Origin of the sequence: Lactobacillus delbrueckii subsp. jakobsenii ZN7a-9 = DSM 26046, assembly GCF_001888925.1 — a bacterium.
Taxonomy (GTDB): domain Bacteria; phylum Bacillota; class Bacilli; order Lactobacillales; family Lactobacillaceae; genus Lactobacillus; species Lactobacillus delbrueckii.
Genome location: NZ_CP018218.1, coordinates 82485 through 106589, shown reverse-complemented (window position 1 = coordinate 106589; position 24105 = coordinate 82485). Strand labels below are relative to the sequence as shown.

General features: G+C 51.3%; 25 protein-coding genes and 1 pseudogene. 15 read left to right on the top strand and 11 right to left on the bottom strand.

The window, feature by feature from the left end; all coding sequences use genetic code 11:
* The first annotated feature begins 129 nt into the window (after window positions 1-129).
* Genes LJ046_RS00660 through LJ046_RS00650 form a run of 3 tightly spaced genes read left to right on the top strand, consistent with a single transcriptional unit; the run spans window position 130 to window position 2248 of the window.
* Window positions 130-771 carry an amino acid ABC transporter permease gene (locus tag LJ046_RS00660; protein WP_002879361.1) on the top strand — a complete coding sequence of 214 codons (642 nt, stop codon included), beginning with the start codon at window positions 130-132 and terminating at the stop codon, window positions 769-771.
* 11 nt (window positions 772-782) lie between these two features.
* Window positions 783-1415 carry an amino acid ABC transporter ATP-binding protein gene (locus tag LJ046_RS00655; protein ID WP_002879360.1) on the top strand — a complete coding sequence of 211 codons (633 nt, stop codon included), beginning with the start codon at window positions 783-785 and terminating at the stop codon, window positions 1413-1415.
* Between the two features lie 2 nt (window positions 1416-1417).
* Window positions 1418-2248: an amino acid ABC transporter substrate-binding protein gene (locus tag LJ046_RS00650; protein ID WP_002879359.1), complete on the top strand. Its 831-nt coding sequence runs from the start codon at window positions 1418-1420 to the stop codon at window positions 2246-2248.
* A gap of 60 nt (window positions 2249-2308) precedes the next feature.
* On the opposite strand, the gene LJ046_RS00645 is transcribed toward LJ046_RS00650, so the two are convergent.
* The 3 genes from LJ046_RS00645 to LJ046_RS00635 form a co-directional block, all read right to left on the bottom strand.
* The gene (locus LJ046_RS00645; RefSeq protein WP_002879358.1) at window positions 2309-3058 is read right to left on the bottom strand and encodes a LiaF domain-containing protein; all 750 of its coding nucleotides are present in this window, start codon (window positions 3056-3058) and stop codon (window positions 2309-2311) included.
* A 5-nt stretch (window positions 3059-3063) separates the two neighbouring features.
* Complete coding sequence (locus LJ046_RS00640; RefSeq protein ID WP_002879357.1) at window positions 3064-3507, bottom strand: LytTR family DNA-binding domain-containing protein; 444 nt, start codon at window positions 3505-3507, stop codon at window positions 3064-3066.
* A gap of 128 nt (window positions 3508-3635) precedes the next feature.
* Complete coding sequence (locus LJ046_RS00635; RefSeq protein ID WP_002879356.1) at window positions 3636-4205, bottom strand: SGNH/GDSL hydrolase family protein; 570 nt, start codon at window positions 4203-4205, stop codon at window positions 3636-3638.
* 102 nt (window positions 4206-4307) lie between these two features.
* On the opposite strand from LJ046_RS00635, the gene coaA reads away from it, so the two are divergent.
* Together coaA and efp are read left to right on the top strand one after the other, a co-directional pair.
* A complete protein-coding gene (gene coaA / locus LJ046_RS00630; RefSeq protein WP_002879355.1) occupies window positions 4308-5222 on the top strand; it encodes a type I pantothenate kinase in 915 nt (304 codons plus the stop codon).
* Between the two features lie 53 nt (window positions 5223-5275).
* Window positions 5276-5833: an elongation factor P gene (gene efp / locus LJ046_RS00625; RefSeq protein WP_002879354.1), complete on the top strand. Its 558-nt coding sequence runs from the start codon at window positions 5276-5278 to the stop codon at window positions 5831-5833.
* Between the two features lie 56 nt (window positions 5834-5889).
* Here efp and LJ046_RS00620 read toward each other — a convergent pair whose 3' ends face one another.
* The 3 genes from LJ046_RS00620 to LJ046_RS00610 all read right to left on the bottom strand — a co-directional run bounded on the left by LJ046_RS00620 (window position 5890) and on the right by LJ046_RS00610 (window position 8884).
* On the bottom strand, window positions 5890-6687 hold the full coding sequence (locus LJ046_RS00620; protein WP_002879353.1) for a helix-turn-helix domain-containing protein: 798 nt from the start codon (window positions 6685-6687) through the stop codon (window positions 5890-5892).
* A 146-nt stretch (window positions 6688-6833) separates the two neighbouring features.
* Complete coding sequence (locus LJ046_RS00615) at window positions 6834-7748, bottom strand: proline-specific peptidase family protein (RefSeq protein WP_002879352.1); 915 nt, start codon at window positions 7746-7748, stop codon at window positions 6834-6836.
* 68 nt (window positions 7749-7816) lie between these two features.
* Window positions 7817-8884 carry a hypothetical protein gene (locus tag LJ046_RS00610; RefSeq protein WP_002879351.1) on the bottom strand — a complete coding sequence of 356 codons (1068 nt, stop codon included), beginning with the start codon at window positions 8882-8884 and terminating at the stop codon, window positions 7817-7819.
* A 213-nt stretch (window positions 8885-9097) separates the two neighbouring features.
* On the opposite strand from LJ046_RS00610, the gene LJ046_RS00605 reads away from it, so the two are divergent.
* From LJ046_RS00605 to LJ046_RS00595, 3 genes and pseudogenes are all read left to right on the top strand, one after another.
* Window positions 9098-10693 (top strand): ABC transporter ATP-binding protein, encoded by a 1596-nt coding sequence (locus tag LJ046_RS00605; protein WP_002879350.1) that lies wholly within the window; start codon window positions 9098-9100, stop codon window positions 10691-10693.
* Window positions 10694-10902: 209 nt separating this feature from the next.
* Entirely contained in the window at window positions 10903-11646 is a 744-nt protein-coding gene (locus LJ046_RS00600; protein WP_002879348.1) for a PAS domain-containing protein, read from the top strand.
* 196 nt (window positions 11647-11842) lie between these two features.
* A pseudogene (locus LJ046_RS00595) lies at window positions 11843-12319 on the top strand (ROK family protein).
* Between the two features lie 93 nt (window positions 12320-12412).
* Here the strand turns inward: LJ046_RS00595 and LJ046_RS10270 are convergent.
* The 3 genes from LJ046_RS10270 to LJ046_RS00585 all read right to left on the bottom strand — a co-directional run bounded on the left by LJ046_RS10270 (window position 12413) and on the right by LJ046_RS00585 (window position 13813).
* Window positions 12413-12685, bottom strand: a complete 273-nt coding sequence (locus tag LJ046_RS10270; RefSeq protein WP_072557681.1) for a hypothetical protein — start codon at window positions 12683-12685, stop codon at window positions 12413-12415.
* 30 nt (window positions 12686-12715) lie between these two features.
* A complete protein-coding gene (locus tag LJ046_RS10265; RefSeq protein WP_231128049.1) occupies window positions 12716-12862 on the bottom strand; it encodes a hypothetical protein in 147 nt (48 codons plus the stop codon).
* A gap of 120 nt (window positions 12863-12982) precedes the next feature.
* Window positions 12983-13813 carry an aldo/keto reductase gene (locus LJ046_RS00585; protein WP_002879346.1) on the bottom strand — a complete coding sequence of 277 codons (831 nt, stop codon included), beginning with the start codon at window positions 13811-13813 and terminating at the stop codon, window positions 12983-12985.
* A gap of 127 nt (window positions 13814-13940) precedes the next feature.
* Between LJ046_RS00585 and LJ046_RS00580 the strand changes: the two genes are divergently transcribed.
* The 3 genes from LJ046_RS00580 (at window position 13941) to LJ046_RS00565 (ending at window position 16254) form a co-directional block, all read left to right on the top strand.
* Complete coding sequence (locus LJ046_RS00580) at window positions 13941-14786, top strand: DNA/RNA non-specific endonuclease (RefSeq protein WP_002879345.1); 846 nt, start codon at window positions 13941-13943, stop codon at window positions 14784-14786.
* 321 nt (window positions 14787-15107) lie between these two features.
* Window positions 15108-15695 carry an alpha/beta fold hydrolase gene (locus LJ046_RS00570; RefSeq protein ID WP_002879343.1) on the top strand — a complete coding sequence of 196 codons (588 nt, stop codon included), beginning with the start codon at window positions 15108-15110 and terminating at the stop codon, window positions 15693-15695.
* Window positions 15696-15732: 37 nt separating this feature from the next.
* Entirely contained in the window at window positions 15733-16254 is a 522-nt protein-coding gene (locus LJ046_RS00565; protein ID WP_002879341.1) for a GNAT family N-acetyltransferase, read from the top strand.
* Here the strand turns inward: LJ046_RS00565 and pepI are convergent.
* Window positions 16251-17135, bottom strand: a complete 885-nt coding sequence (gene pepI / locus LJ046_RS00560; RefSeq protein ID WP_002879339.1) for a proline iminopeptidase — start codon at window positions 17133-17135, stop codon at window positions 16251-16253. The two genes, LJ046_RS00565 and pepI, sit on opposite strands and share 4 nt — an antisense overlap.
* An 80-nt stretch (window positions 17136-17215) precedes the next feature.
* Between pepI and LJ046_RS00555 the strand changes: the two genes are divergently transcribed.
* Both LJ046_RS00555 and LJ046_RS00550 read left to right on the top strand, forming a co-directional pair.
* Entirely contained in the window at window positions 17216-18133 is a 918-nt protein-coding gene (locus tag LJ046_RS00555) for a magnesium transporter CorA family protein (RefSeq protein WP_002879337.1), read from the top strand.
* Between the two features lie 31 nt (window positions 18134-18164).
* On the top strand, window positions 18165-19079 hold the full coding sequence (locus tag LJ046_RS00550) for a serine hydrolase (protein WP_002879335.1): 915 nt from the start codon (window positions 18165-18167) through the stop codon (window positions 19077-19079).
* A 38-nt stretch (window positions 19080-19117) separates the two neighbouring features.
* On the opposite strand, the gene LJ046_RS00545 is transcribed toward LJ046_RS00550, so the two are convergent.
* The gene (locus LJ046_RS00545; protein WP_231128047.1) at window positions 19118-19300 is read right to left on the bottom strand and encodes a hypothetical protein; all 183 of its coding nucleotides are present in this window, start codon (window positions 19298-19300) and stop codon (window positions 19118-19120) included.
* Between the two features lie 210 nt (window positions 19301-19510).
* Here LJ046_RS00545 and LJ046_RS00540 point away from each other — a divergent pair, with 210 nt between their 5' ends.
* On the top strand, window positions 19511-20083 hold the full coding sequence (locus LJ046_RS00540; protein WP_002879333.1) for a TetR/AcrR family transcriptional regulator: 573 nt from the start codon (window positions 19511-19513) through the stop codon (window positions 20081-20083).
* 43 nt (window positions 20084-20126) lie between these two features.
* On the top strand, window positions 20127-24020 hold the full coding sequence (locus tag LJ046_RS00535; protein WP_002879332.1) for an MMPL family transporter: 3894 nt from the start codon (window positions 20127-20129) through the stop codon (window positions 24018-24020).
* The last annotated feature ends 85 nt before the right edge of the window (window positions 24021-24105 follow it).

Here is a 24105-nt window from a genome sequence, read left to right as displayed (position 1 = left end):
CAAGCTGGTGAGGCCGGTTGCCGCGAGGGACCGGTGAACACGAGGTGGAATCACGCTGACGCGTCCTCTTGGCCCTTTGGGGCCGGGAGGACTTTTTTATTTTATTTTTCTAGGAAGCGGGTAAAACGAATGAAATACGTTATGGAAATACTTCCCTCCCTTTTTAGCGGGGCGGGGATGACCTTGCAAATCTTTTTTGAAACTTTAATCTTCTCCCTGCCTTTGGGGATCCTGGTCTCCTTCGGCTTAAGCAGCCGCTTTGCCCCATTGAAGTGGCTACTCAACTTCTACGTTTGGCTGATGCGGGGGACCCCACTTTTGCTGCAGCTGATCTTTGTCTTCTACGGCCTGCCGATCGTCGGCTTGACCTTCCCCCGCTATATGGCGGCTTTGGTGGCCTTTGTCCTGAACTACACGGCCTACTTTGCTGAAATCTTCCGGGGCGGCAACCAGGCCATCGACCGGGGACAGTTTGAGGCAGCCAAGGTCCTGCAATTGACTTACGGGCAGACCCTTAGAAAGATCGTTATTCCCCAGGTAATAAAAATCGTCCTGCCCTCAATCGGCAATGAAGTGATCAACCTAGTCAAGGACTCCTCCCTGGTCTACGTGATCGGTTTGGGCGACTTGCTCAGAGCCGGCAACCTGGCTACGGCTCGGGACGTGACTTTAGTGCCGCTGGTTTTGGTGGCCTTGATCTACCTGCTTTTGATCGGCCTGTGCACTTTGCTTTTGCGGCAGCTGGAAAAGTACTACTCATACTACAGATAGGAGGACTAAACATGCTTGAAGTAAGAAACTTAGCCAAGTCTTTTGGCAACCGGCAGATTTTGCAAAATATGAACTTCAGCCTAAAGGACGGGGAAATCCTAACGGTGGTTGGTCCTTCCGGGGCCGGGAAGACGACCCTTCTGCGGATCGTGGCCGGCCTTGAAACAGCTGACGCGGGCAGCATGAGCCTGGACGGGGAAAAATACGAGCTTAGCCAGGAAGAGCGGGGCGCCGTGGGCGTGGTCTTCCAGGACTTTAACCTTTTCCCCAACATGTCAGTTTTGGAAAACATCACCCTGGCTCCCCAGCTGGCGCTAAAAGAAGACAAGGCAACAGCGGAAGCCAAGGCCAAGGAGCTTTTGACGAAGCTGCAGATGGCGGACAAGGGCGGCCTTTATCCTTACCAGCTCTCCGGCGGGCAGAAGCAGCGGGTAGCCATCGCCCGGGCTTTGGCCATGCAGCCGAAGATGCTCTGCTACGATGAACCGACCAGTGCTTTGGACCCGGCCTTGCGGGACCAGGTGGCCGACCTCATCTTGAGCTTGAAGGAGTCAGGCCTGACCCAATTGATTATCACCCACGACATGGACTTTGCCAAAAAGGTGGCCGACCAGGTCCTAGAGGTTAAGACATTGGAGTGCTAGAGATGAAATGGTTTAAGAGAATCCTGCTGCTGGGCCTGGTCTTGTCCTGCTTTTTGACAACAGCCTGCAGCAATTTAACTAAAGAAGCCAACCAAAAAGATACCTGGGCCAAGATTAAAAAGCGGGGCAGCCTGGTGATCGGTTTAGACGACACCTTCGTGCCCATGGACTTCCGGCAAAAAGACGGCCAACTGGTCGGCTACGACGTCGACTTAGCCAAGGCCGTGTGCAAGAAGCTGGGCCTTAAGGCGGACTTCCAGACTATCGACTGGTCCATGAAGGAAACGGAGCTGCGAAACGGGACGATTGACGTCCTTTGGAACGGCTACAGCGTGACCAGCCAGCGGAAGAAAAAAGTTGCCTTCAGCCGCAGCTACTTGCGAAACCGGCAGGTTTTGGTCGTGAAGAAGTCCAGCGGGATCAAGTCTTTTGCCCAGATGAAGGGGCAGGCAATCGGGGCCCAGAGCGGGTCAACCGCCCAGATCTGGCTGGATGGCAGCCAAAAGGTCATTAAGCCGAAGAGCAAGGTCCTTTACGACACTATTCCGTCAGCCTTCCTGGACCTCAACGCCGGCAGAATCAAGGGGATCCTCCTGGATGAAACCTACGCGGAATACTACATCAAGCACGAGGCAGACTCAAAGTCTTACCAGGTCATCTTGAACAAAGAGGTGCCAGAGGACTTGTTCGCGGTAGGGATGCGGAAGGGCGACAAGAACTTGAAAAAGAAGATCAACCAGGCCCTGGCGGATCTGCAGGCCGATGGGACTTTGGCCAAGATCAACCAGAAGTGGTTCGGACAAAAGTCAAATTACTTGGGCAAGGTTGATTAGAATAAAATAGAATAAAAGAAAAACTGTTCAGCCTTATTAAATAAGGAACTGAACAGTTTTTTAGACCCGGTGAATGGTGACTTGGCTGAAGACCAGGTCAGCATCGATTTTTAAAAGGGGTGAATCCGCTGTTAAACCGCTGGGGTTAAGGGAGTTGAAGCGGGAGAAGACCGGGCTGGCGTCGGCTTGGACCTCCCATTCTCTGGGAATGTAGATATCAACTTTGGAGAAGACCGCATCCAAATCTAGCTTGCCGCGTCCATCCTTGAGCTGGGTCTGGTCCAAGTAGATGGTTACCGGACTCATAACGGTAGAGACGGATAATTTGCGCAAGGCCTGGCTGTGAACGTAGCGGACGCATTTGGAGAAGACGGATTCGATGGAAACTTTTTCGCCATTTTCGCCGATTGATTCGCTGTAGCTAAGGCTAGTGCCGTCATCGTCTTTCTTGCCAGTTTTTACATTCATCTTGACCTCCAGCTGGCTTCCTCCGGCCAAAAGCTGGCAGCCCAGGGCGATTAGGAAGAGGGCCAGGTACATGTAGCCGGTCCATTTAAAGAAGTGGCTAGCTTCGCTGATGGTTTTTACGATCAAGCCACTGGCAAAAATTCCAAAGAAGAGGGCCCGGTTCTTGAAGCTGGTCCAGGCGATCCAGGCTAAGAGGAGAATCCAGAAGACCTGGCCCCAACTTAAGTTGAAGAGCTTAAAAAGGGTAAAGTAGTCTGGAAAAAGCTGGCTTAAAATCAAGGGGATGGCGATAGCGATCAGGATCAAGCCCCATCTGACCGCGGACTTTCTGTTCTTGTTCATTGTGCTTACCTCATTTCGTGCAAATGGCTGATCAGGGTTTGGTAGTAGCGGCGGGAGACGAAGACCTTCTTGTAAGAAGCGGTAAAGCCAAGCTCGCAGCCCGTAATGGACCGCTTGACGGCATTGATTTGCCGGCAGTTGACCAGGGCACTCTTGGAAGCCCGGTCAAAGTCGCTGGGCAGGCTGGCTTCCAGCTGCCGCAAGGTCTGCTTGACCAGGTAGCTGCCTTCCCGGTCATGAGCCCAGACGTGCCGGTCACTGGTCTCAAAAAAGAGAATGCTGGTTAGGGGCAGGATGATTTCATCGCTGCCTTGATAGACCGTGATCTTCTGGGCCAGTTTTTCTTCCAAAAAGGCCAGGGCCGCTTCTATTTCTGGCGTCAGTTTCTTGGCCTTGATGATAAGCTGGTCTTCTTTTAGCTGCTTGTCTTGTTTAAACTCTACCTGCATCTTTTCTCCCCCCTTTTCAGATTTTATTATGAAGAAGATTAAGCAAAAATGAAAGAGCAGACGCGCAAGCGGTCATTTTTCCTGTTTAAGCGGCATGCAAAAAGCGCCCGGGTAACCGGACGCTTTCCCTATGCCATCTTATTGATTTGGTCAGCCAAGACATCGGCCAGCCAGGAGATCCCTTTTTCGCTGTAGTGGAGGCCGTCTGCAATCATGAAGGAAGGCAGGTCCTTCAGCTTTTCCATCTTGTGGGTCAAGTCGAAGAAGAAGGAGTTGGTCTTGCCGGCGTCTCTTTGCGCGATGTCGACGTACTCGTCCAGCTTGTCCAAGGAGTAGGCCGCGGCCATTTCCGGGTTTGTCAAATCCGGCATGGACGGAGCTAAAACCAGGGTATCGCTGGCCCCGGTTACCTTCTGGGCCTGCTTGATCAAGCTTTCCAGCCCTTCCTGGTAGTCATAGGCGCTGCAGCCCCAGCTGGCGGCGTCGTTGGTACCGTACTCTACGACCAAAATGTCGCAGGCAGGCAGACTGCCGACTCTGGGCAGGACGTCCTGGGCGCAGGCACCGCTAACCGAGATGTTCACGACCTCGTAAGCGTCTCCCAGCCGCTTGGACAAGGCCTTGGTCAAACGGTCGGTATCCTTTTGCCCGTCATACGCGTTAAAAATTGAATCACCAAAAAGCACGACTTTCTTCATCTGTTTCATCCATTTCTTTGAAAAATGAAGCTGGCATTTGCCAGTTTCTCCTGCTTTTTCTACTATAATAGATAAAGAATGAGAAAAGGACAAGTAAAAAGAATGCGAAACTATACTGAATTCAGCCGGCAGGCCTGGGCGGCTTTAACCCCCAAGACCGAGCTGGCGGTGACTAATGAAGAGCTGGCCAAGGTCAAGTCTTTGGGCGACCAGCTGGACGTCAAGGACGTCGATGAAATCTACCAGACCCTGCTGAACTATATCCACCTGGCCTACCAAGCCAAGCAGGCGACAGCCGCTAAGAAGGCAAAATTTTTGCAGCTGCCGGAAAGAAAGGTGCCTTATATTATCGGCATTTCCGGCTCAGTTGCCGTGGGTAAGTCCACGACTGCCCGCCTTTTGCAGCTGCTCTTGACCCGGTATTACCCGGACTTAAAGACCCAGATGATGACCACTGATGGCTTCATCTACCCCAACCAAGAGCTGGAGAAGCGGAAGCTGATGCCCAGGAAGGGTTTCCCGGAAAGCTACAACATGCAGATGCTCAGAGACTTCCTCCAGGACGTGGTCAGCGGAAAAAATGACGTCGCTTATCCCCTGTATTCCCAGGAATTAAGTGACATCGTCCCGGGCCGCTATGGCCATGTGAAAAAGCCCGACATCTTGATCATCGAAGGGATCAACACCCTGCAGCTGCCGGAAAGCGGCCAGCTGGTGACCAGCGACTTTTTTGACTTTTCAATTTATATCGATGCGGAAGAAGACTTGATTGAAAAGTGGTATATGCAACGCTTCAAGAAGATCATGAAAATGAAGAAGAATGACCCAAGCAACTTCTACTACAAGCTGGCCAACGGGCCGGAAGACGAGGCCCTGCGCCTGGCGGAAGAAACCTGGCAGATGGTCAACCTGGTCAACCTCCGCCAGTACATCGCCCCGACCAAGGAGCGGGCCAATTTGATCCTGCATAAGGTTGAGGGGCACTTGATTGACAAAATTTACCTTCGCGGCTTTTAAGTCAATGGTATAATGAAGAACAGTGATAAAAAATTTATTAGGGAGATTTTTTTATGCAAGCAATTGAATTGAAAAAAGGCATGATTTTTGACGATGGCGGCAAGCTGATGCTGGTTATGGCGGCTAACCACCACAAGCCAGGCAAGGGCAACACCGTTATGCAAATGGACCTGCGTGACGTCCGGGCCGGCAGCGTGATCCACAAGACCATGCGGCCAAGTGAAAAGATCGAGCTAGTCGAAGTCGTCAAGAAGAACGCCCAATACCTGTACGCTGAAGGCGACAGCTACAACTTCATGGACACGGAAACCTACGAACAATACGCGATTTCCGGCGACCAACTGGGTGACGACGTCAAGTACCTGATGCCAAATATCGAAGTTATCCTGGAGTTCACTGAAGACGGGGAACTTTTGGCCGTGCAATTGCCATCAACTGTCAACATGAAGGTAGTAGAAACCCAGCCAGGCATTAAGGGGGCAACCGCAGCTTCCGGCGGCAAGCCAGCCACTATGGAAACCGGCCTGGTTGTGACTGTGCCTGACTTCATCAACGAAGGCGACGAACTGGTCATCAACACCCTGGAAGGGACTTACAAGGGCCGGGCTTAAGGCCAAAAAAAGTAAACGAAAAGCGTCCGGTTACCCGGGCGCTTTTTGCATGCACTTTATTCGTTTGTATCAGTCGTCGTGTCAGTGCTTGACTGGCTGCTAGAGGAAGAGGCCTGTCTGCTCTGTTCTTGGCTAGATGAGCTGGTCACGGAACTAGAAGAGCTGGCTTCACTGGAAGAGCTGACCTGCTCTTCTTTACTTTGGCTTTGGCTCGGCTGGCTCGACTGGTCATCATGGCTTGGCTTGTTTTCATCAGGCTTAGCGGAATAATCTTGAGCTGGCTTAGATGAAGAAGATGGTGATGACGACGAGGAGCTGGAAGAGCTGGATGAGTGGGAAATGCTGGTGGGTTTAGAAGCCAGGGCATTGAAGCCGCCGGCTACGGACCCGACCACGGCCAGGCCTATGATGACCCAGATCCCGATCTTTAAGAGCTTGTCCAAGTTGATGGTGTCAAAGAATTTAAAAATTGCCTTGAAGCCATGCGGCACCTTGCTCTTGTCCAAAATTTCCTTGGCCTTGCCGGCCGGGCTGGCCTCCTTAACTGGCGCCGGATTAGCAGCCCGGACTTCAGTTACATTCTCTTTAACTGGACTGGCTGGCTTAGCAGCCGGAATGTCCTTGCCGGCGGCGGCCGGCTCAGTAAACTGGTCGAGCAGCTGTGCCCCGTCTAACCCCAGCAGACTGGCATATTGCCGGATGCAGCTTCTGACCATGACCGGGTTTAAGCCTTGAAAATCATCGGCTTCAATCTTTTGCAGAGTCGCTTGGTCGACCCGCAGGGTTTGACTAACGGCTTCCAGGCTGAGCTGCTTGGCGCGGCGCTGTTTCTGTAGTTCTTTACCGATTGTCAAAGTTTTGCCTCCTAAACGCTTCTGATTAGTCTTAGCCTATTTTACTTGAAAATGGCTAAAAGCTAAAGGCAGAAGTCTTTGGATCTTTTACCAAAGGTTAAGATTTCTTTTACAAAAAAGCCCTCAAAAATAAGGACCTCATAATCTTATTCGCCTTGGAAAGTGCCGGCTTCAACTTCCCTAATGAAGTCAGCCAGGTGCTTGTAGTAGACATCGGGGTTGTCGACCATGTGGTGGTGGCCGCCGTCAGGAGTAGTGACCAGGCGGGAGTTAGGAATCAGTTTCTGCATGGTTTTGGCCGTTTCCAGAGGCATGGTTTCCACTTCGCCAAAAGTCAGCAAGGTTGGCACCTTGATCTTTGGCAGCTGGCTTCTGAAGTGCCAGTCCTTCAATTTGCCCGTGATGACGAATTCGTTGTCGCCCTGGAAGGCGTTGTAGACAGCCGTGCCGCCCAGGTTGCCCAGGTGGTAGAGCTTGGAAGGCTGCTTGCGGTCAACAAAATTGATGTTCAGAATCTGCACGTCGTCCTGGTAGCGCTGGTTGGCGTAATCGTTCTTGGCTTCGCATTCGTACATGAAATCGATTTCGGTCTGCGGCAGGACTTCTTGCCGGCGGCGGTTGACCGCGGCCACGTATTCGTCGATGTCGTCAACCATGGAGGAGATGATGGCCCCCTTCAAGTGGTCTCCGTACTTAACCGCGTATTCCTGGACCAAAAGGCCGCCCCAGCTTTGCCCGATCAAGTAGAAGTTATCGATGCCCAGCTTTTGCCGGACTTCTTCAACTTCGTCCAGGAAGTATTCGTAAGTCAGGTACTTGTCCGCGATCTTTGGGTCGCTGTAGTCCGGCTGGTCAGAGTAAAGGGAGCCCAGCTGGTCGTACATGTGGACCTGGACGTTCAACCCCTGCTTCTTTAATTGTTCAGCCGTATCTTCCCAGTATTCGTGGTTGCCGCCCGGGCCCCCGTGCAGGCAGAGCAGGTGGATATCACCTGTCCCTTGGGTGTTGGTCCAAAGATGGTAGCCATTGTCCAAAGTCAAAATCGTCGTTCCTTGTTTCATTGAAAAAATCTCCTAACTATAACTATCTAGTTCATTATATGCCTTTATCTATTATATGCCTTATTTGCCTACTGGTTTTGGGCTGCCAGGAATTCCCGCATTTTTTCCAGTTCGGTGCTGGCCAAGTCCAAGGCACAGACGTTTTCAAAAAGGTGGCTGACTTCCTGCCCGCTTTCCGGGTCCTCAATGGTGAAGCCTGCTTCGTCTACCGCGGTCACGTAGCCCAGGTTTTCCCAGGCTAATTCATAGTCGTCAACGCTGACCAGTTGCTTGCCGGCTTTTTCAATCACTTCCCGGACAGTTGGGACATGGTCTAAGGACTGGGCTAATTTGCCCAAGTGGCCCGGATCAAAAATTTCATTTTTCTGGTTGTAGGCGACCAGGAAGCTGGAGAAGTCGATAGCCGCGGAATTTACTGATTCATGAACCACGTCTTCTCTGTTGACCAGGCAGATGGATTCTAATTGCCCATAGTCATTCAAGCTTTCAAAAAGCAGGAACTGGTCACTTTGGTCCAGGACCAGGCCCAAAAGGCAGCTGCCAAAGCGGGCGTCATCCAGCCAGTCCAGGTAAAGTTCAACTAAGCCGTAGGGATTCTGGCCGGCAAACTGCTCTTTAACCGCCTGGTACTTTTTCCAGAGCTTGTTTAAAGGAGCGTTTAATTCCAGGCTGGAGATGGCAGACAGGGGGATGACTAGGCAGAGAGGGTCCAGCTCGTAGTCGTCCCCGATCTGCTTCAGCCGGATTTCGGTTGGACCGGCTAAGGCGATGATGCCGGTGTAGACAATTCCGCTGGTTAAGGTGATATTGACGACCAGGTCCTTCTCCAGTGCGGCTTGGCTGGCCGCGCTAAGGCTGGTCAAAGGCGTCTTCAGGAGCTCCTGGTTGAGGGGCATGAGGGCGAAGGGGTCGGTCGACTTGCCTTCATCGATCAGGTGCTGGCAGTAGGCCAGGCTGGGGGATTCGTCGACGCTGGTCAGGATGTCCTGGTTATTGATGACCAAGACCCCGCCGGCATTGGCGTCGTCGTCCAGGCTGATGAGTGTGGCCGCGTCCGCGCTTTGGTAGACCAGGTAGCCCAGATAGTAGCTGCCGGATAATTGGTCGGCTTTGGTATGCAGTTCAACTAATTTCATTTATTTTGTCTTCTCGTTTCTTTCTAGTTTTTATTCTTTGTTTTTCCCGCTAGTCTTTCCGGTCTTTTTCTCTTTTTTAAAAAATTGTCACGCTTTGCCAAGAATCAGACTTTAGCAAGATTTTACTTTCTTAGGATTATCTTAATTATATCAATGCTGGCGGCAAAAATAGGAAAGATTGCTATAATGTTTATGAAAGAGAGGGATTATCCAATGAGTCTCAAATACGCACGGAAAAGCCAGGTAGCCCTGTTCAGCTTCCTGGCCGCCATCAAGGCCTGCAATGTTTTGTTCGTGGCCTACATGCTCAAGGTCATGCTGAACATTGCCTCTTCCGGTAAGGCTGATTACGGCCGCCTGGTCGGCTTCGCGGCCTTGACGGCCGGGGGCCAGCTTTTGTTCATGGCCAGCAATTTCTTCTATGAAACGACCAAAATGAACATCATCAGAAGCGTGAACATGACCTTGAAAGAGGCCAACCTCCGCTACCTGATCGACCAAAACAGCCTGGACACCAAGGACGGGCTGAGTTTCATGACCAACGACTTAAAGCAGATCGAAACCAACCGGGTCACGGCCCAGCTGGACATCATCTACCAAAGTTTGACCTTCGTGGGCTCTTTGGCCTTTGCTTTATATAACTCCTGGGAAATGACCCTGATCTTTATCGTGGCGACTCTGGCTCCGGCCGGCGTGCAGATAATTACCAGCAAGATCATCACTAAGAAGTCCAAGATCTGGACCCAGAAGAATGCCGTCTACACCCAGTACGTGTCTGACAGCTTGAACGGGGCCCAGTCAGCCCGCCTCTACAACGTCCGTACTAATATCGTCAAGCGGGCGATGGGCGCTGCCGGGGACATGGAAACGGCCCTTCGGAACATGACCTTGACCCAGGCCTGGGCCCTGGAATTGATCTACTCAGCAGCTGAACTATTCTGCTTCATCATTCCCTGCACGATCGGCGGGATCATGATGATGCAGGGGCGGCTGGCGGTCGGGACCCTGGTCATGATGGTCGACTTGGCCATCAACTTCATCAGCCCGGTGGTCACCTTGTTTAACGAATTCAACCAGGTCAAGTCAACCGTGCCGATGTGGCAGAGAACCCAGCGGGCCCTCAATTACGTGCAAAAAGACGACAATTACCCGGTCGACCGCTTTGACGGCATGGAAATCCGGGACGTGGCCTACGTGACCAAGCACAGCAAGCGGCAGATTTTTGAACACGTGAACATCAAGGTCAAGCCGGGGGAAAAGATCCTCTTGATGGCGCCGTCCGGCTGGGGGAAGACCACTCTCTTGCGCCTCATGATGGGTATCTACACGCCAAGCCATGGTGAAATTTTAATCAACGGTGAAGAAGTGACGGGGGACTGGTACAAGGCCCACAATTTCTACTCCTACGTCAACCAGAAGCCTTTCATGTTTGACGACACCCTCCGCTTTAACGTGACTCTGGGCCGGCAGGTGGATGAAGAACAGCTGCTCATGGTCTGCCATGAAGCGGGCCTGGATGACCTGATCCAGGAAAACGGCCTGGACTACCCGGTCGGGGAGAACGGCAACAACCTCTCCGGCGGGCAGATCCAGCGGGTGGAAATTGCCCGAGCCCTCTTGTCTGGCCGGCCGATCCTGCTGGCTGACGAAGCCACTAGTGCCCTGGATCCCCGCCTGTCTTTGGAGATCCATGAGACTTTGCTGGGCAATCCGAAGGTAGCGGTGATCGAAGTCGCCCACAAGATTTCGGACGTGGAAAAGGCCATGTTCGACCAGATTATTGTTTTAGACAAGGTTAAGCCAGCCTAAGCTGGCTTTTTTATTACTTTTATACAGCAAAATATATGTTAAAAAGCTTTTTGATTTAGTAAAAAGAAAAACATCTATTTTTGTACATATAAGAAATATGATATATTACTCTTGTAAAGTAAGTGCTTACAGGATACAATGGAGAGTATAAGTAAGGAAACAAGAAAACAAAGAAAATAGTTTGTTGCAAGACTGAAGGAGACTGAATTATGGCAGAACCAAAATGGCTGCAGGACATGAACCCTGAAGAATATTTGAAGGAAGATTTTGAAGCAACTGGCCACAGCCGCTACACTGTTGACGGCTTGGAAAAGAACGACCCTGAATGGCTGGACAAGGCAGCTGCCAAGGTTAATGCTGCTGAAGGCGATGACTACGTTAAGCTGGACTCAGGTTTGCTGACGGTTAACCAAATCAACTGGATGCTCCGCAACACTTTCGGTGAAATGACTTTCGTGGACGACAACAATCAATTCCTGTGGTACAACCGTCCGCAAGACCCTAACTACAAGATGAAGGCCCGCCGTGTGCCAGCCCAAGTTGGTGATACTATGGGCGCCGTTCACCCGGACATCCGTGACGTTATCCCAAATGCCAAGAAGGTTGTTCACGCCCTGCGGACCAAGGAAGGCGGCCATGATGCAGTTTGGATGCCAGTACCAACTGGTAACTTGACTGAACTCGTTTTGCACTACTACAAGAGAGTGGAAGACGAAGAAGGCAACTACATGGGTATCTACGAATGGGTTCAAGACATCTACCCATTCGTGAAGTACTTCTGCGAAGTAACTGGCCAGAAGCTGGTTGTTGATCCAGACGCTACAACTGGCGCAACTTACCGCCGCAACTCTGACCCAGACGCTAAGACTGGTCCTTCAACCAAGGCAGATGCTGCCAAGGAAGAAGTAAAGGCAGCTGAACCAGAAGCAACTAGCGGTGCATCCCACCACTAATCAAAGCATTTTTTGCGATCATACTAGTATTAAAGACCAGCTCAAGGCTGGCCTTTTTTTGGTCAATTTTTGGCATGGAAGCAGCGGCTGCAAACACTTATACTAGTAGTTATAGATGCTTTTTTGGATGTGAGGATAAAAAAAGACGCAATACTTAGTTTTTGACATTGGCGGAACCAACGTGAAGTACGCCTTGATGGATAATGAAGGGCAGCTGCTGGAAAAGGGGAAGAGGCCAAGCGCGGAAAATGATGCAAAGGCGGCAGCCTTGTGCGAGTAGTGGCTGGGCGAACTCAAGGGAGTTGATACCGGAGCGGTGATGACTCTGGGCACTGGCGTTGGCGGCGGGATCGTCGTTGGCGGCAAGCTTCTGCACGGGAGCAGCTTCCAGGCTGGGGAACTCAGCTGGATGATCACGAACCAGGAAGCTGGGCTTAAGGAAATGGCTGCCCATACTGGTGCCCGCTGCTCAGCTGTCAGAATGGTGGAAAGGGTCAACCAGGAGCTGGGCAATGAAGACCTTGCTGACGGTTTGGCGGCTTTTGCAGCCATCAAGTCCGGCAATGAAGAGGCAAGCAAGATCTTCCCGCCGGAAATCGTGGCGGCCAAGTTCAGAAATGATACCAACCTCTACGGTGCTCTCTTTGCCTTATTGCAGGGGATGCAAAAGTAGCGGGAAAAATTAGCTGAATATAGAAAAAACTGAGCTCATATTAATGTGAGCTCAGTTTTGTTATTGCTGGAAATTTTGCCTTTTACTTTTTCCTTAGTAGGAGAAATTGAAGAAGTCGTAATAGAAGATTAAAAGCAAGAGATAAGCCAAGTTGATGGCCACGACCACGATTGGCCCGATGTAGGGCTTGGTAAATTTGCCATAACGGATGAGGGCAAGAATCGCGGCTGAACCAAGTATGTCAAAGGCTGTACCAACATCCATGATCCGGAAAATAGTTAAAATGATGAAGCTGGCAAGCAAGGCAACTTCGGTGATCCAGAAGAGGACGGAAAACTTGCTTGTCCAGATTAGGATAGCCGCCAATACGAGGGCAACGGAAGCAATGATTAGTGACTAGCCAATGATCAGATCTTTGGCTTTTGTTTGAAAACCGACCAGTTCCGCGCCCATGAACCAGATTAAAACTGCTTCGGCCAGGAACATCAAGCAGTTGACGGTCTTGATTATCGTTGAAAAAGTTTTTTCTGTTTTTGTCATCATGGTGCCTCCAAGTTTAAAAAGCTATATTCTATATATGATACCGCTTCCTGTAGGGGGCATGTGACATATTGGACTTGGTTTTTTTGAAAAATCAGATTATTTCTTGATTATTTCCACTGCTTAAAATTCCTGGTGCTGGTTAGGGTCGCGGTCGGGCCGGCGGCCATCTGCCTTGTCCAAGTCCGTCAAGGCGGTCACTTCCTCTTCAGTTAAGCTGAAGTCAAAAATGTCCAGGTTGCTCAACTGGTGCTGGCTGGAGGAAGCCTTTGGAATTGGCACTACCCCCAGTTGGACTTCCCAGCGCAAAATTACTTGAGCCGGGCTCTTGCCATACTTAGCGGCCAGCTTTTGAATCAAATCTTCCTGGAAAACTTCCCCGGCCCGCATGAGCGGACTCCAGGCTTCCGTAACGATCCCATGCTCATCGTCATAAGCCCGGACGGCGCGGCTGGACCAGTAGGGATGCAGCTCAACCTGGTTGACGGCTGGCGTAACCCCGGTTTCCTTGATCAAGCGGTCGATATGCCCGGGTTCAAAATTCGACACCCCAATCGACCGGACCAAGCCAAATCTTTGCGCGTCGATCAAGGCCTGCCAGGCTTCTACATAGTGGTCTTCCAGAGGATTTGGCCAGTGGATCAAGTAGAGGTCAAAATAGTCCAGCCCGCTTCTTAAAAGCCCTTCTTCCAGTTCGTTAATCGCGGCCTTGTATTCGTGGTGGGCTCCCGGCAGTTTTGAGGTCACAAAGAGCTGGCTTCTGGCAACAGAGCTGCTTCTGATTGCCTTGCCCAGGGCCCCTTCGTTTTCATAGCGGGCGGCTGAGTCCAGGAGCCGGTAGCCATTTTCAATCGCCTGGCTGATGGCCCGGGCCCCTTGGTAGCCCTTGATCTTGTATGTGCCAAAGCCGATCTTTGGAATCTGGTTTCCGTCATTTAGTTTGAATTCTTCCATAATTTTTTTCCTTTGCCTTTCTATTAGATAAGTATTGCTTGCTTTTTCTCTCAATTATAGTTTAAATCTTTTGGTTTCCGGGAAAAATCCTCTAAAATAGTTTTAGTTTAAAAAGCGAGGAAAAGAAATGGCAAAAAAACGCAGGCGCAAGAAGCGTCAAAATACCAGCCTGCTGTCGGTCGCTATCGCCGCGGCGGCAATTATTTGGGGCGTCTACACCAAGGGCGGCCAGGGAAATTTAACTAGTTCCAGTTCAAATACCAGTACTTCATCAAGTGCGGTCAGCTCGGCCCAAACGGCTAAAACCGTCTACGGGGGATTAGCTAAGAGCGACTACCAGAAATTAGCCCAGGAAACTTTTAAATCCGGAGGCAAGGGCTGGCACTATGTTAACAATAACCACTCCACCTTGGTGAAAAGCGCCTGGAAGGTCAACCGGGTCATTTACTCCAACCTGGATAGCCAGAACCGGACTTCCAGATCCAACACCGCCTTTTTGGAGAAGCGGAACGTGGCTAACGACTCTTTAAGAGTCAGGCAGTACGTCCAGCCAACCGGCTGGCACTCCAACCGGCAAAACGGGACCCAGATCTACAACCGGGGCCACCTGATTGCCTACTCAGTTTCCGCCGGCATCGACCAGGACGGCAACTACAACCCCAAGAACCAGTCCGGTGACCAGAACAACCCCAAGAACCTCTTTACCCAGTCAGCCTTTTCTAACCAGAAGATCCAGCCGATTTTTGAAAGCAAGGTTCGGTCAGCTTTAAGAAGCGGGAAGAAGGTCATCTACCAGGCAACGCCAATTTTCAGAGGCCGGGAACTCATGGCCCGGGGGATCAACCTCCAGGCGGTTTCCACCGATGGCAGCCTGGATTTCAACGTTTATATCTACAATGTGCAGCCGGGCTACCAGTTTGACTACGAAACCGGCCGGGCAAAGATCGACCGCGGCATGCAGGTCAGCGAATAAAGGGAGAAGGCCGCGGCTTCACCGCTGTCCGCGACGCCGTAGAAAACTACGGCCGCTTTGACGAGTAGGGGATCAACAGCTACAACGTGGCCATGAGTTCAGCGGAAAGCGAAGCCAGCAACCGCCGGGTCTTTGACGGAAGCCAATGATCAAATTGCCGCGGCGATTACGGCCAAGGGCAAGGAAATTTTTGACCAGCTGGTCAAGGACAATCTCAACAACTCGATTTACAAGTACCGGCCCTAATTTTCTGCCAAAAATAGTACAATAGGAATGTTGTAAGTTTTTTAATGTAAAGTAAGAAATCGTAAGGAGTTTTTTATGGAAAAAGAGATGACCTTAATCAGCGCCAAGGGCAAGTTAAAGGGAATTTGGGGCGAAGCCGTCAACCCGATCGAAGGGATGACCCCTTTGGTAATTTTGGCTAAGACCGGCGATAAGGACCAGGCCTATTGGCTCAGCCGCTACTTAAACGACGCCGGCATCCTGACCTTCACCTTTGAAGCAGAAGATGCAGCCAGCGCCATCAGCGGCTACCACCTGGCCTTTGACGAACTTAGAAACGATGACCGGGTGGCCAGCGAATACATCGTCTTTGCCGGCTACGGGGAAGCGGGCAACGCTGCAGCTGTTGCGGCTAGTGAAATCGGCCGGTCAGTCCGGGGGATCTTTTTAATGTCACCAGTCATCAAGGACTGGGACAAGATCAAGGGCTACCAGGGCCGCAGCTACATTGTTGCCGGCAGCGATGACGACCAGGCGCCTTTGGCCAGCCTAGAAATGATGGCCAAGCAGCTGAAGCAAGGCGAACTTTTGCAAATGCGGGGCGCTGGCCACGACTACCGGGAAGAAGACTGGGAAAGAGCAGGGATACTGCTCAGAACCTGGGTCTTGACCGGCCTTAACTAAGAAACTGTAAAGCAGAAAAAAGAGAAGAAGGCAAAGCATGACAGAAGTAAAAATTGTGCAAGTTAGTGAGAAAGATTTGCCAGAGTTGATTGCCATCAGCCGGGAGACTTTCGCGGATACTTTTGGCAAAGACAACAGCCCGGAAGATATGGCCAAGTTTTTGGACGAAAACTACAATGAAGACAAGCTTGGGGGAGAAATGGCAACTCCGGGCAGCTTCTTTTACTTCTTAAAAGCGGACGGGGAAGTTGCCGGCTACTTGAAGCTGGACGTTGATGACGCCCAAAACGAAGAGGTCGACCCAAACGGCCTGGAAATCGAGCGGATCTACCTGCGGAAAAGTTTCCAGCACCGGGGCCTGGGCAAGCAGCTCTTTGAGTTCGCGGAAGAAAAGGGCCGGGAATGGAGCAAGTCTGTCCTCTGGCTGGGCGTTTGGGAGCACAACGAAAACGCCAAGAACTTCTATGCTAGCCGCGGTTTGACCCGGTTTAGCGAGCATGTCTTCGTTCTTGGCGATGACCGTCAGACAGATTTTTTGTTAAAGAAGGCTTTGGTCTAATCCTGGCTGATTAACCAGTCAGACAATAGCTCTTGATACTTGGCATTTTCCTGGACAAAAGGCATGTGGCCGCAGCCGGCAAAGAGCTCCCAGCGGGCATTTGGCAAGTGGTCGTACATGCTTTTAGCCACTAGGGGAGTGCACAAGTCGTCAGTGCCGCTGGTAATCAAGGCCGGCAAGTGCAGGTCCTTTAAGCGGTCAGTGTACTCATAGCCGTGCAGGTTGCCAATCGGCGTATATTCATTAGGGCCCCAGCCGGTCAAGTAGGCCAAACTGCCGCCCTTTTTTTTGCGCAAAACTGGCTCCGGCAGGTCCGGCGTAAGCTTGATGGCGTGCTGGTCCATGAAGTGGGCATTGGCCGCCTGGTAGGCCGGGGAGTCGTAGTTGCCAGTTGTTTCAGCTTCCTTGATAGCTGTCTGCTCGCCCTTGGGCAGGTACTTGATCAAGCGGTGCAGTTCCTGGCTCCAAAGCTTGGCGGAGGCTAAAGTGGAGGAGAGGATCAGGCTCTTGACCCCTTTAGGCTGGTAGTCGCACAGGTAGATCAAAGCCAGCATCCCGCCCCAGCTTTGCCCCAAAAGGTGGATCTGGTCAAGGCCCAGCTGCTCTCTGACATTTTCCAGCTCCTTGACCCAAGTTTGGGCCGTGTAGGCCGTTTCCGCCTGGTCGTCGGGGATGCTGGAGTTGCCGCAGCCTAATTGGTCATACATGATGACCTGGCGGCCGCTTTTTTCAGCGACTTGGTCGAGGACTTCAAAATAGTTGTGACTGCTGCCGGGCCCGCCGTGGAGAAGGAGGAGCGGGGCGCGGTCAGTAGCCTCGCCCACGATCCGGCAGTAGGTTTGCCAATTTCCAAATGGAAGATATTTTTCTGTGATTTGCATCTTTTTTTCCTACTTTTAAAGAAACTTCATTTCAAAAAATGGTATCATGAATAATGAGTAAAATTAAGGTGGGGACAGCAATGATTAAGCAACAAATTTTTCCAATTGAAACAGACTTTAACTGGTATGACGTCAATGGCTTGAACGAATCTGACAGCCGGCGCCTGCAGACAGAGTTTTATTTTACACCGGAAATCATTTCCTACGTTTCCGACCGGCATGAACGGCCCCACTACGACTACGACCAATATACCGACACCCACCTGCTAGTCTATGACGTGCCAGTCTGGCCAACGACGACCATCAAGCACTTCACTTCCCGGCCAATCACTTTTTTGCTACAGGACAAGAACCTCTTTTCTTTCCATACGATTGAGACCAGCTATGTTTTTGACGAGTTCAATGATCCCAAGGTTTTGCGCCGGCTCTCACACGCCCAGGATGTGACGGAACTGCTGGTGACTTTTTTGATGTATACTTCCCAGTACTTCCAGCGGGCCATCACCCAGCTGGATGCTGAACGCAACGACCTAGACGTCAAGCTGAGCGATAACATCGACAATAAGGACCTGGTGGAGTTGTCCAATATTGAAAAGAGTCTGGTCTACCTGTCCAGTTCAATTCAGACTGACCAGATGATGCTGCGCAGCCTGCAGCACTCCCGGCTGACTTTTTCCAAAGCGGCCAAGGAAATGCTGGACGACGTTTTGATTGAATCCAGCCAGTCTTCAGAAATGGTGCAGATTTCTCGGCAGGTTACCAAGACTTTGTCAGCGACTTCCAACAACATGATGAACAACAACCTGAATGACACCATGAAGTTCCTGACGGTCTGGTCCATCGTTTTGACCATCCCGACCATTTTGACTGGTTTTTACGGGATGAACGTGAAGCTGCCGGCTCTCGGGACCAGCTATGACTGGATAATCATTATTTTGATCACCGTCCTTTTGATGGTCTGGCTGATCTTCTTCATGCGTAAGCACCATCTTTTCTAAAGGAATTAAGAGCTAGAAACAAGGAGCTTTAATGAAGAACAATATTGTAGTCGGGGCTTTGATCGCCTCCCTACTGGCTTTTGTCGTGTACACCAGGACCAACAAGGATGCTGAAATGCGGAAAGTCACGGTGGTGCAGGTAAAGAAGTCCGGCAAGGTCAAAAAGATCGTTTCTTCCACTGACAAGGAACCGAATGTCAATTCCATTGAATATGACAACCAGGTCAAGAGCAGCAAGGGCAGTGACAAGCAGCTGGTCAAGGCAATTAAGAAGGCTATGGGCCAGGACGTCAGCTACCAGGTGGCGGCTTATGACTTGAATAAGAGCAGCCATTTCGCGGAAGTGACCAACACCAAGAGCGGCCAGGATTCCCAGAAGATTTTTTACCTCTATCTTTTGATCGCCCTTTACGCCCAGGAAAAGTCCGGCAAGATCGGGGACAGCACGACTATCAAGGTTACCAAGGCTGACAAGGCCGGGACAAGTACGGCGATCGCGGTCGGGATCAGCTATGGGCCAAGCTACTTGCGCGAGCAGATGCTGAAGGGCAACAAGACCGCAGCTAACGCGCTTTTGCGGACGATCGGGACTAAGCAGGTCAACAAGATCCTTAAGCAGCTGGGGGCCAGCCAGACTAAGCTAACGGGGACCTTCTCTAAATCCGTGGTCGGCAAGACGACAGCCAGTGACCTGGCCAATATCATGGTTTCCATCTACCAGGGCAAGCTGGTCGGCAGCTACAACCAGCAGGTTCTGACTGCTATGACAGGGAAGACCAAGCTGGCCAGCAAGGCCAAGGGGACCATCTACCAGTATGCTGATGGCAGTTTAGAGGTCGCCTTGATCAGCAATAACGGCCACAATTACGTGGTTAGCGCCTGGTCCAGCAAGACTGATGACTTTGCTTCCTTGGGGCAAGCCGTTAAGCAAGTCATGGAAAAGTAAAGACGGAATAAACTGAACAGAAGAAATGAAAAACGACTCTACAGCCAGACAGTAGAGTCGTTTTGTGTTTTCTTGCGTTTACGTGGTTTATAAGTTTTCTTGGCCAGCCACATATACCAGGCGAATTGGAATTCCCCGACCATAATGCAGATAGCCAGCAGCAGGAAGGTTGTTACGAAAGGATTGATGCTGCTGCCGTCAGCGTAATGAAAATTGAACATGAAAACATTTAGATAAATCAGTAAACTGAACCAGTAAAAGTTTGCGAACCACCAGATTTTCATTTTTAGTTTTCATCCCCTATCTAAACACATGGTAGCGATTTTAGGAACCGCTTTCGATAAAAATGGAATTAATTTACAGAGTGTAGATTGAAATCTTCAGTTAGTAGTTATATAATTGCTACAGTTGAAAGGAAAAGGGTAGTAATTATGACTCAAAAAAGAACTTTGGACTTGGACAAGGTCCTGGCCAAAGCCACGGAAATGATTGAAAGCCGTGGCTTAAGCGAGATGACCATGCCAAATCTTGCCAAGGCTCTGGGCGTTCGCAGCCAGTCACTCTATCATTACGTGAAGAACCGCTCGCAACTTCTGTCGATGGTCGCGGCCAGCCGGATCCGCATGCTCTACCAGGACCTGCTCAAGCAGCTGGTCGGTTTGTCAGGCCAGGAAGCATTGTTTAAGTTTGCTGACGTGGTCCGCGACCGCCTTTTGGAAGACCAGGCCCTGGCGACCCTCCTTTACCACGTGGATGAAATTTCTGATGATTTAGAAGTGGTTAAAGAGGTGGTCAAGATCCTGGACTTAGGGGACCAGCTGCAGGTGGACACTGAACACGTGGTTTCCCAGCACGCCTTGGTTGGCGCGGTCCTGGGCTACGTCTTCCTGGACCGGTTTATAGATGGCCAGGAAAAGGTGGAAAGTCCGCGAGAAGCAGAGGAGAACTATCACGAAATGATCTGGCGGCTGGTTTCGCCCAGCGTCCAGCAGTCAAATGCCTAGTTTAGTAGACTGATTGTAAAAGACAAAGAAAGGAAAAAGGACATTGAAGAAGTTACTGAAGAACCATCTCGGCGCTTTGATCGCCTGGGTGCTCATTCTGGTGATTTCTTTGGTTGCCTTGCCAAACGTTGAATCACTGACGAGAGCGCACAGCGAAATCTCCCTGCCAAGCAACGTGGAAAGCGAAGCAGCCAAACTAATCAAGAACGAATGGGGCAGTAAGAAAAAGAATACTTATGAAGTCGCGGTTGTTTTCAACAAGAAATCCGGTAAGCTGACCGAGACCGACCAGGGCAACATCGAAGCCTCAATCGACCGCTTGACTAGCAACCAGAAGAAATACGGCATCAAGGACTACCTGGCGCCGCAAGACAACATCGCGACCAAGAAGCTGCTCAAGTCTAAAGACGGAACGACTTGGGTTATGCAGATGAACATCGCCAAGAGCCACGGGACCATCTCCCAGGTTAACGACGAGATAAACAAGGCTGTCAAGACCAGTGGGGTAAGAACCTACGTCACTGGTGCAGACGTCCTCAACAATGACTTTACCAGCTCGATCCGAGAAGGGATCAAGAAGACGGAACTGGTCACGGTGGTTTTCATCTTCATCGTGTTGGTCATCGTCTTCCGGTCACCGGTTGTCCCGCTCGTGTCACTTTTGACGGTTGGGGTTTCCTTCCTGGTTTCCTTCTCAATCGTGACCAACCTGGTCAACCAGGTGAACTTCCCGTTCTCCAACTTCACCCAGGTCTTCATGGTGATTGTTTTGTTCGGGATCGGGACCGACTACAACATTCTGCTATATAACCACTTTAAGGAGGACCTGGGCAATGGCCTGGGGGTGGCTGAAGCCACGAAGGACTCGATCAAGAAGGCCGGCCGGACTATCCTTTACTCCGGCTCCTCAATTCTGATCGGTTTCTCCGCTTTGGGCTTAGCCAACTTCTCCGTTTACCGGTCTGCTTCCGGCGTTGCTGTCGGTGTTCTGGTCCTCTTGATCGTCCTCTTGACTTTGAACCCCTTCTTCATGGCCACTTTGGGCAAGAAGATGTTCTGGCCAAGCAAGGAAGTCGCCGGAGAAAACCCAAGCAAGATGTGGCATGGGATTTCCAGCGCTACTTTGAAGCGGCCAGTTGTCTTCTTGGCAGCTGTAGCGGTTGTCGTTGCACCATTCTTCGTTACTTACTCTAACGTTTTGAACTACGACGACACGGCGGAAATTTCAGATTCAGTACCTTCCAAGCAGGGGCTGAACCTGGTGCAAAAGCACTTTTCTAAAGGGATGGCCATGCCGTCATACCTTTACATCAAGAGTGATCACACGCTCGACAATGAGAAGGACTTGAAGCTGATCGATGAATTGACGCGGAAATTGCGCAATTCTGAAGGCGTGGACAAGGTTATGTCCGCGACTGAGCCATACAACGAAAAGATCAAGCTGCTCTACGTTAAGAAGCAGCTGAAGTCAGTTACCGACGGGACCGCCAAGTTGGAAAAGGGTGTCGGCAAATTGACTAAGGGCAGCGAGCAGGTGACCAGCGGGGCCAAGAAACTGGCTAACGGGGCTGACCAGCTCGACGAAGGCACTGGCACTTTGAGTGACGGGGCCAAGGACCTGTACACGGGGACGGTTAAGCTTTACAACGGTTCAATCGCCCTCTACGACGGGGCAGGCACCCTCTTTAACGGGACCAAGACCCTGTCAGTTGGGGCAGACGCCCTTTACTCCGGCACTAGAAAGCTGTCCAGCGGGGCCAACACCTTGTCTGCTGGTACCCAGAAGCTGAAGAGTGGGACCAGCTCCCTGGCCAGTGGTTCACAGACTCTGGCTAACGGGACCGGCTCTCTGGCAACAGGTGCCCAAAAACTTTACACTGGTACAAAAACGCTGACCCGTGGAGCACAAGACTTGACTGATAATATGTCTAATCTGGTGTCTGGTCTTGACCAGCTAAAGAGTGAACTGTCAGCCGAATCTGGCTCATTGGACACTAGCAAGCTTGACCAATTGTCAGAAGGTTTGACTAAACTAAACACCGGCCTGCAACAGTTAAATGGCGTGGTTAGTCAGATCAATGTGCCAAACATTGACACTTCCAAGATCTCCAGTCTGGTTAGTGGTCTGCAAAGCCTGCAAGGCCAAGTCTCAAACTTGAAAAAAGGCTTGACTGATACACAGTCAGGTCTGACTACTGCTGGTACTGGCTTGGGAACTGCAAGTGCCGCAGCTGGCAGTCTGGCAAGCTCAATCAGCAAGGTTTCAGACCCAACTTTGAAGGCAGAACTGCAAAAGGAATTAGAAACCCTTAACAGTGGTCTGTCTTCTACCAAGAGTGGTTTGGGTACTGCAGGCAGCGGCTTGACTACTGCCGGTACTGCCGCAACCAACATGAATAGTGCCGCTTCCGGCATTGAAAGTGCTGCCGGCAGTCTGGGCAGCAGTACTTCTGTAGCTTCCACGGCCGACTTGAGCACGAAAGTGCAACAATTGCAGGTAATTGTGTCCCAGCTTGCTTCGGGCTCCAATGATTTGAGTACTCAAGCAGCCAGTGGGATCACGAGCCTTAAGTCTGGCTTGAGCAAGATTGGCGAGATGCAGTCGGGAGTTGACGCTCTTGCAGCTGGTGCTCACAAGCTTTACACAGGTTCAAATTCACTTTACAGTGGATTGAGCGAGGGTATGGCTGGTGCTTTAGCTCTTTCACAAGGCGCTAACCAAGTCAACTCTGGTGCTTCTGCTGTAGCCAGTGGCGCCAGCCAAGTCAACTCGGGCGCTGGCCAGGTTAACTCCGGTGCCGGCCAACTGGCTACTGGTTTGGCCAGCGGCGTCAGCGGCGCGGCTCAACTGGCTAACGGCGCAAGACGATTGACCAGCGGTGCCGGACAACTCCAATCTGGTGCTAGCCAACTGAAAAACGGTCTGGCGCAAGGCGTCAACGGCTCCAGCCGACTGGCTGAAGGCGCTAACAAGCTGCAGTCCGGTACCAGCCAGCTTTCCAGCGGCGCAAGCAAGCTCGCTGAAAAGACGCCAGCCATCACCAGCGGCTTGACTGCCGTCAACAACGGTCTGGTTTCCGCCGGCTCATACTTGAACGGCCTGCGCAAGTCCGAGGCCTCTGACACCTTCTACGTGCCAAGCTACGTCTTGAAGCACAACGCCGACCTGCAGAAGTCCCTCAAGGTCTTCCTCAGCCCGGACAAGAAGAGTGCCATGATCATCATCATCCTGGACAGCAACCCAAGTTCTGAAAGTGCCGCAAAGCACTCACAAGCTTTGAGCGCTATGGCTCGCAAGTCCCTCAAGGGGACCGACCTGGGCAAGGCTGAAGTCGAAATGGGCGGGCAAAGCTCAACCATCGAAGACACCAAGAACACGGCCAGCGGTGACTTTACCAGAACTATGGCAATCATGCTGATCGGCGTCGGCATTGCCTTGATCCTCATCACCCGGAGTCTGCTTCAGCCGATCTACATCCTGGGGACTCTGCTTTTGGCCTACATCAGTTCTCTGTCAATCACCCGCTGGGTTGTCAGCGGCGTGATGGGCCGGAGCACCCTGGCTTGGAACGTGCCGTTCTTTACCTTCATCATGTTGATCGCCCTCGGGGTTGACTACAGCATCTTCGTCATGATGCGCTACCGTGACAGCGATCCGCATGCCTTGCCTAGCGCAAGAATCCTGAAGGCATGTACGGCTATCGGGACGGTTGTCATCTCAGCCGTCGTTATCCTGGGTGGTACTTTCGCGGCCTTGATCCCATCAGGCGTGCCAACCTTGATCGAAGTGGCCATCGGTGTCATCATCGGTCTGGCCATCCTGATCTTCCTGATGCCGATCAACCTGTCTGCTTCAACCAAGCTGACCTACGAAGGCTTCCCATGGCCTAAGTGGGCAGGCCGCAAGAAGGGCCTCAGTTTCGGCAAGAAGTCTTAAATGAAAGCTAAATAATGCATTACGAACCCGTCATCTTTGGCGGGTTCTTTTTTGTCTCCGGAAGGAAAATGTTATAATGTGGAAA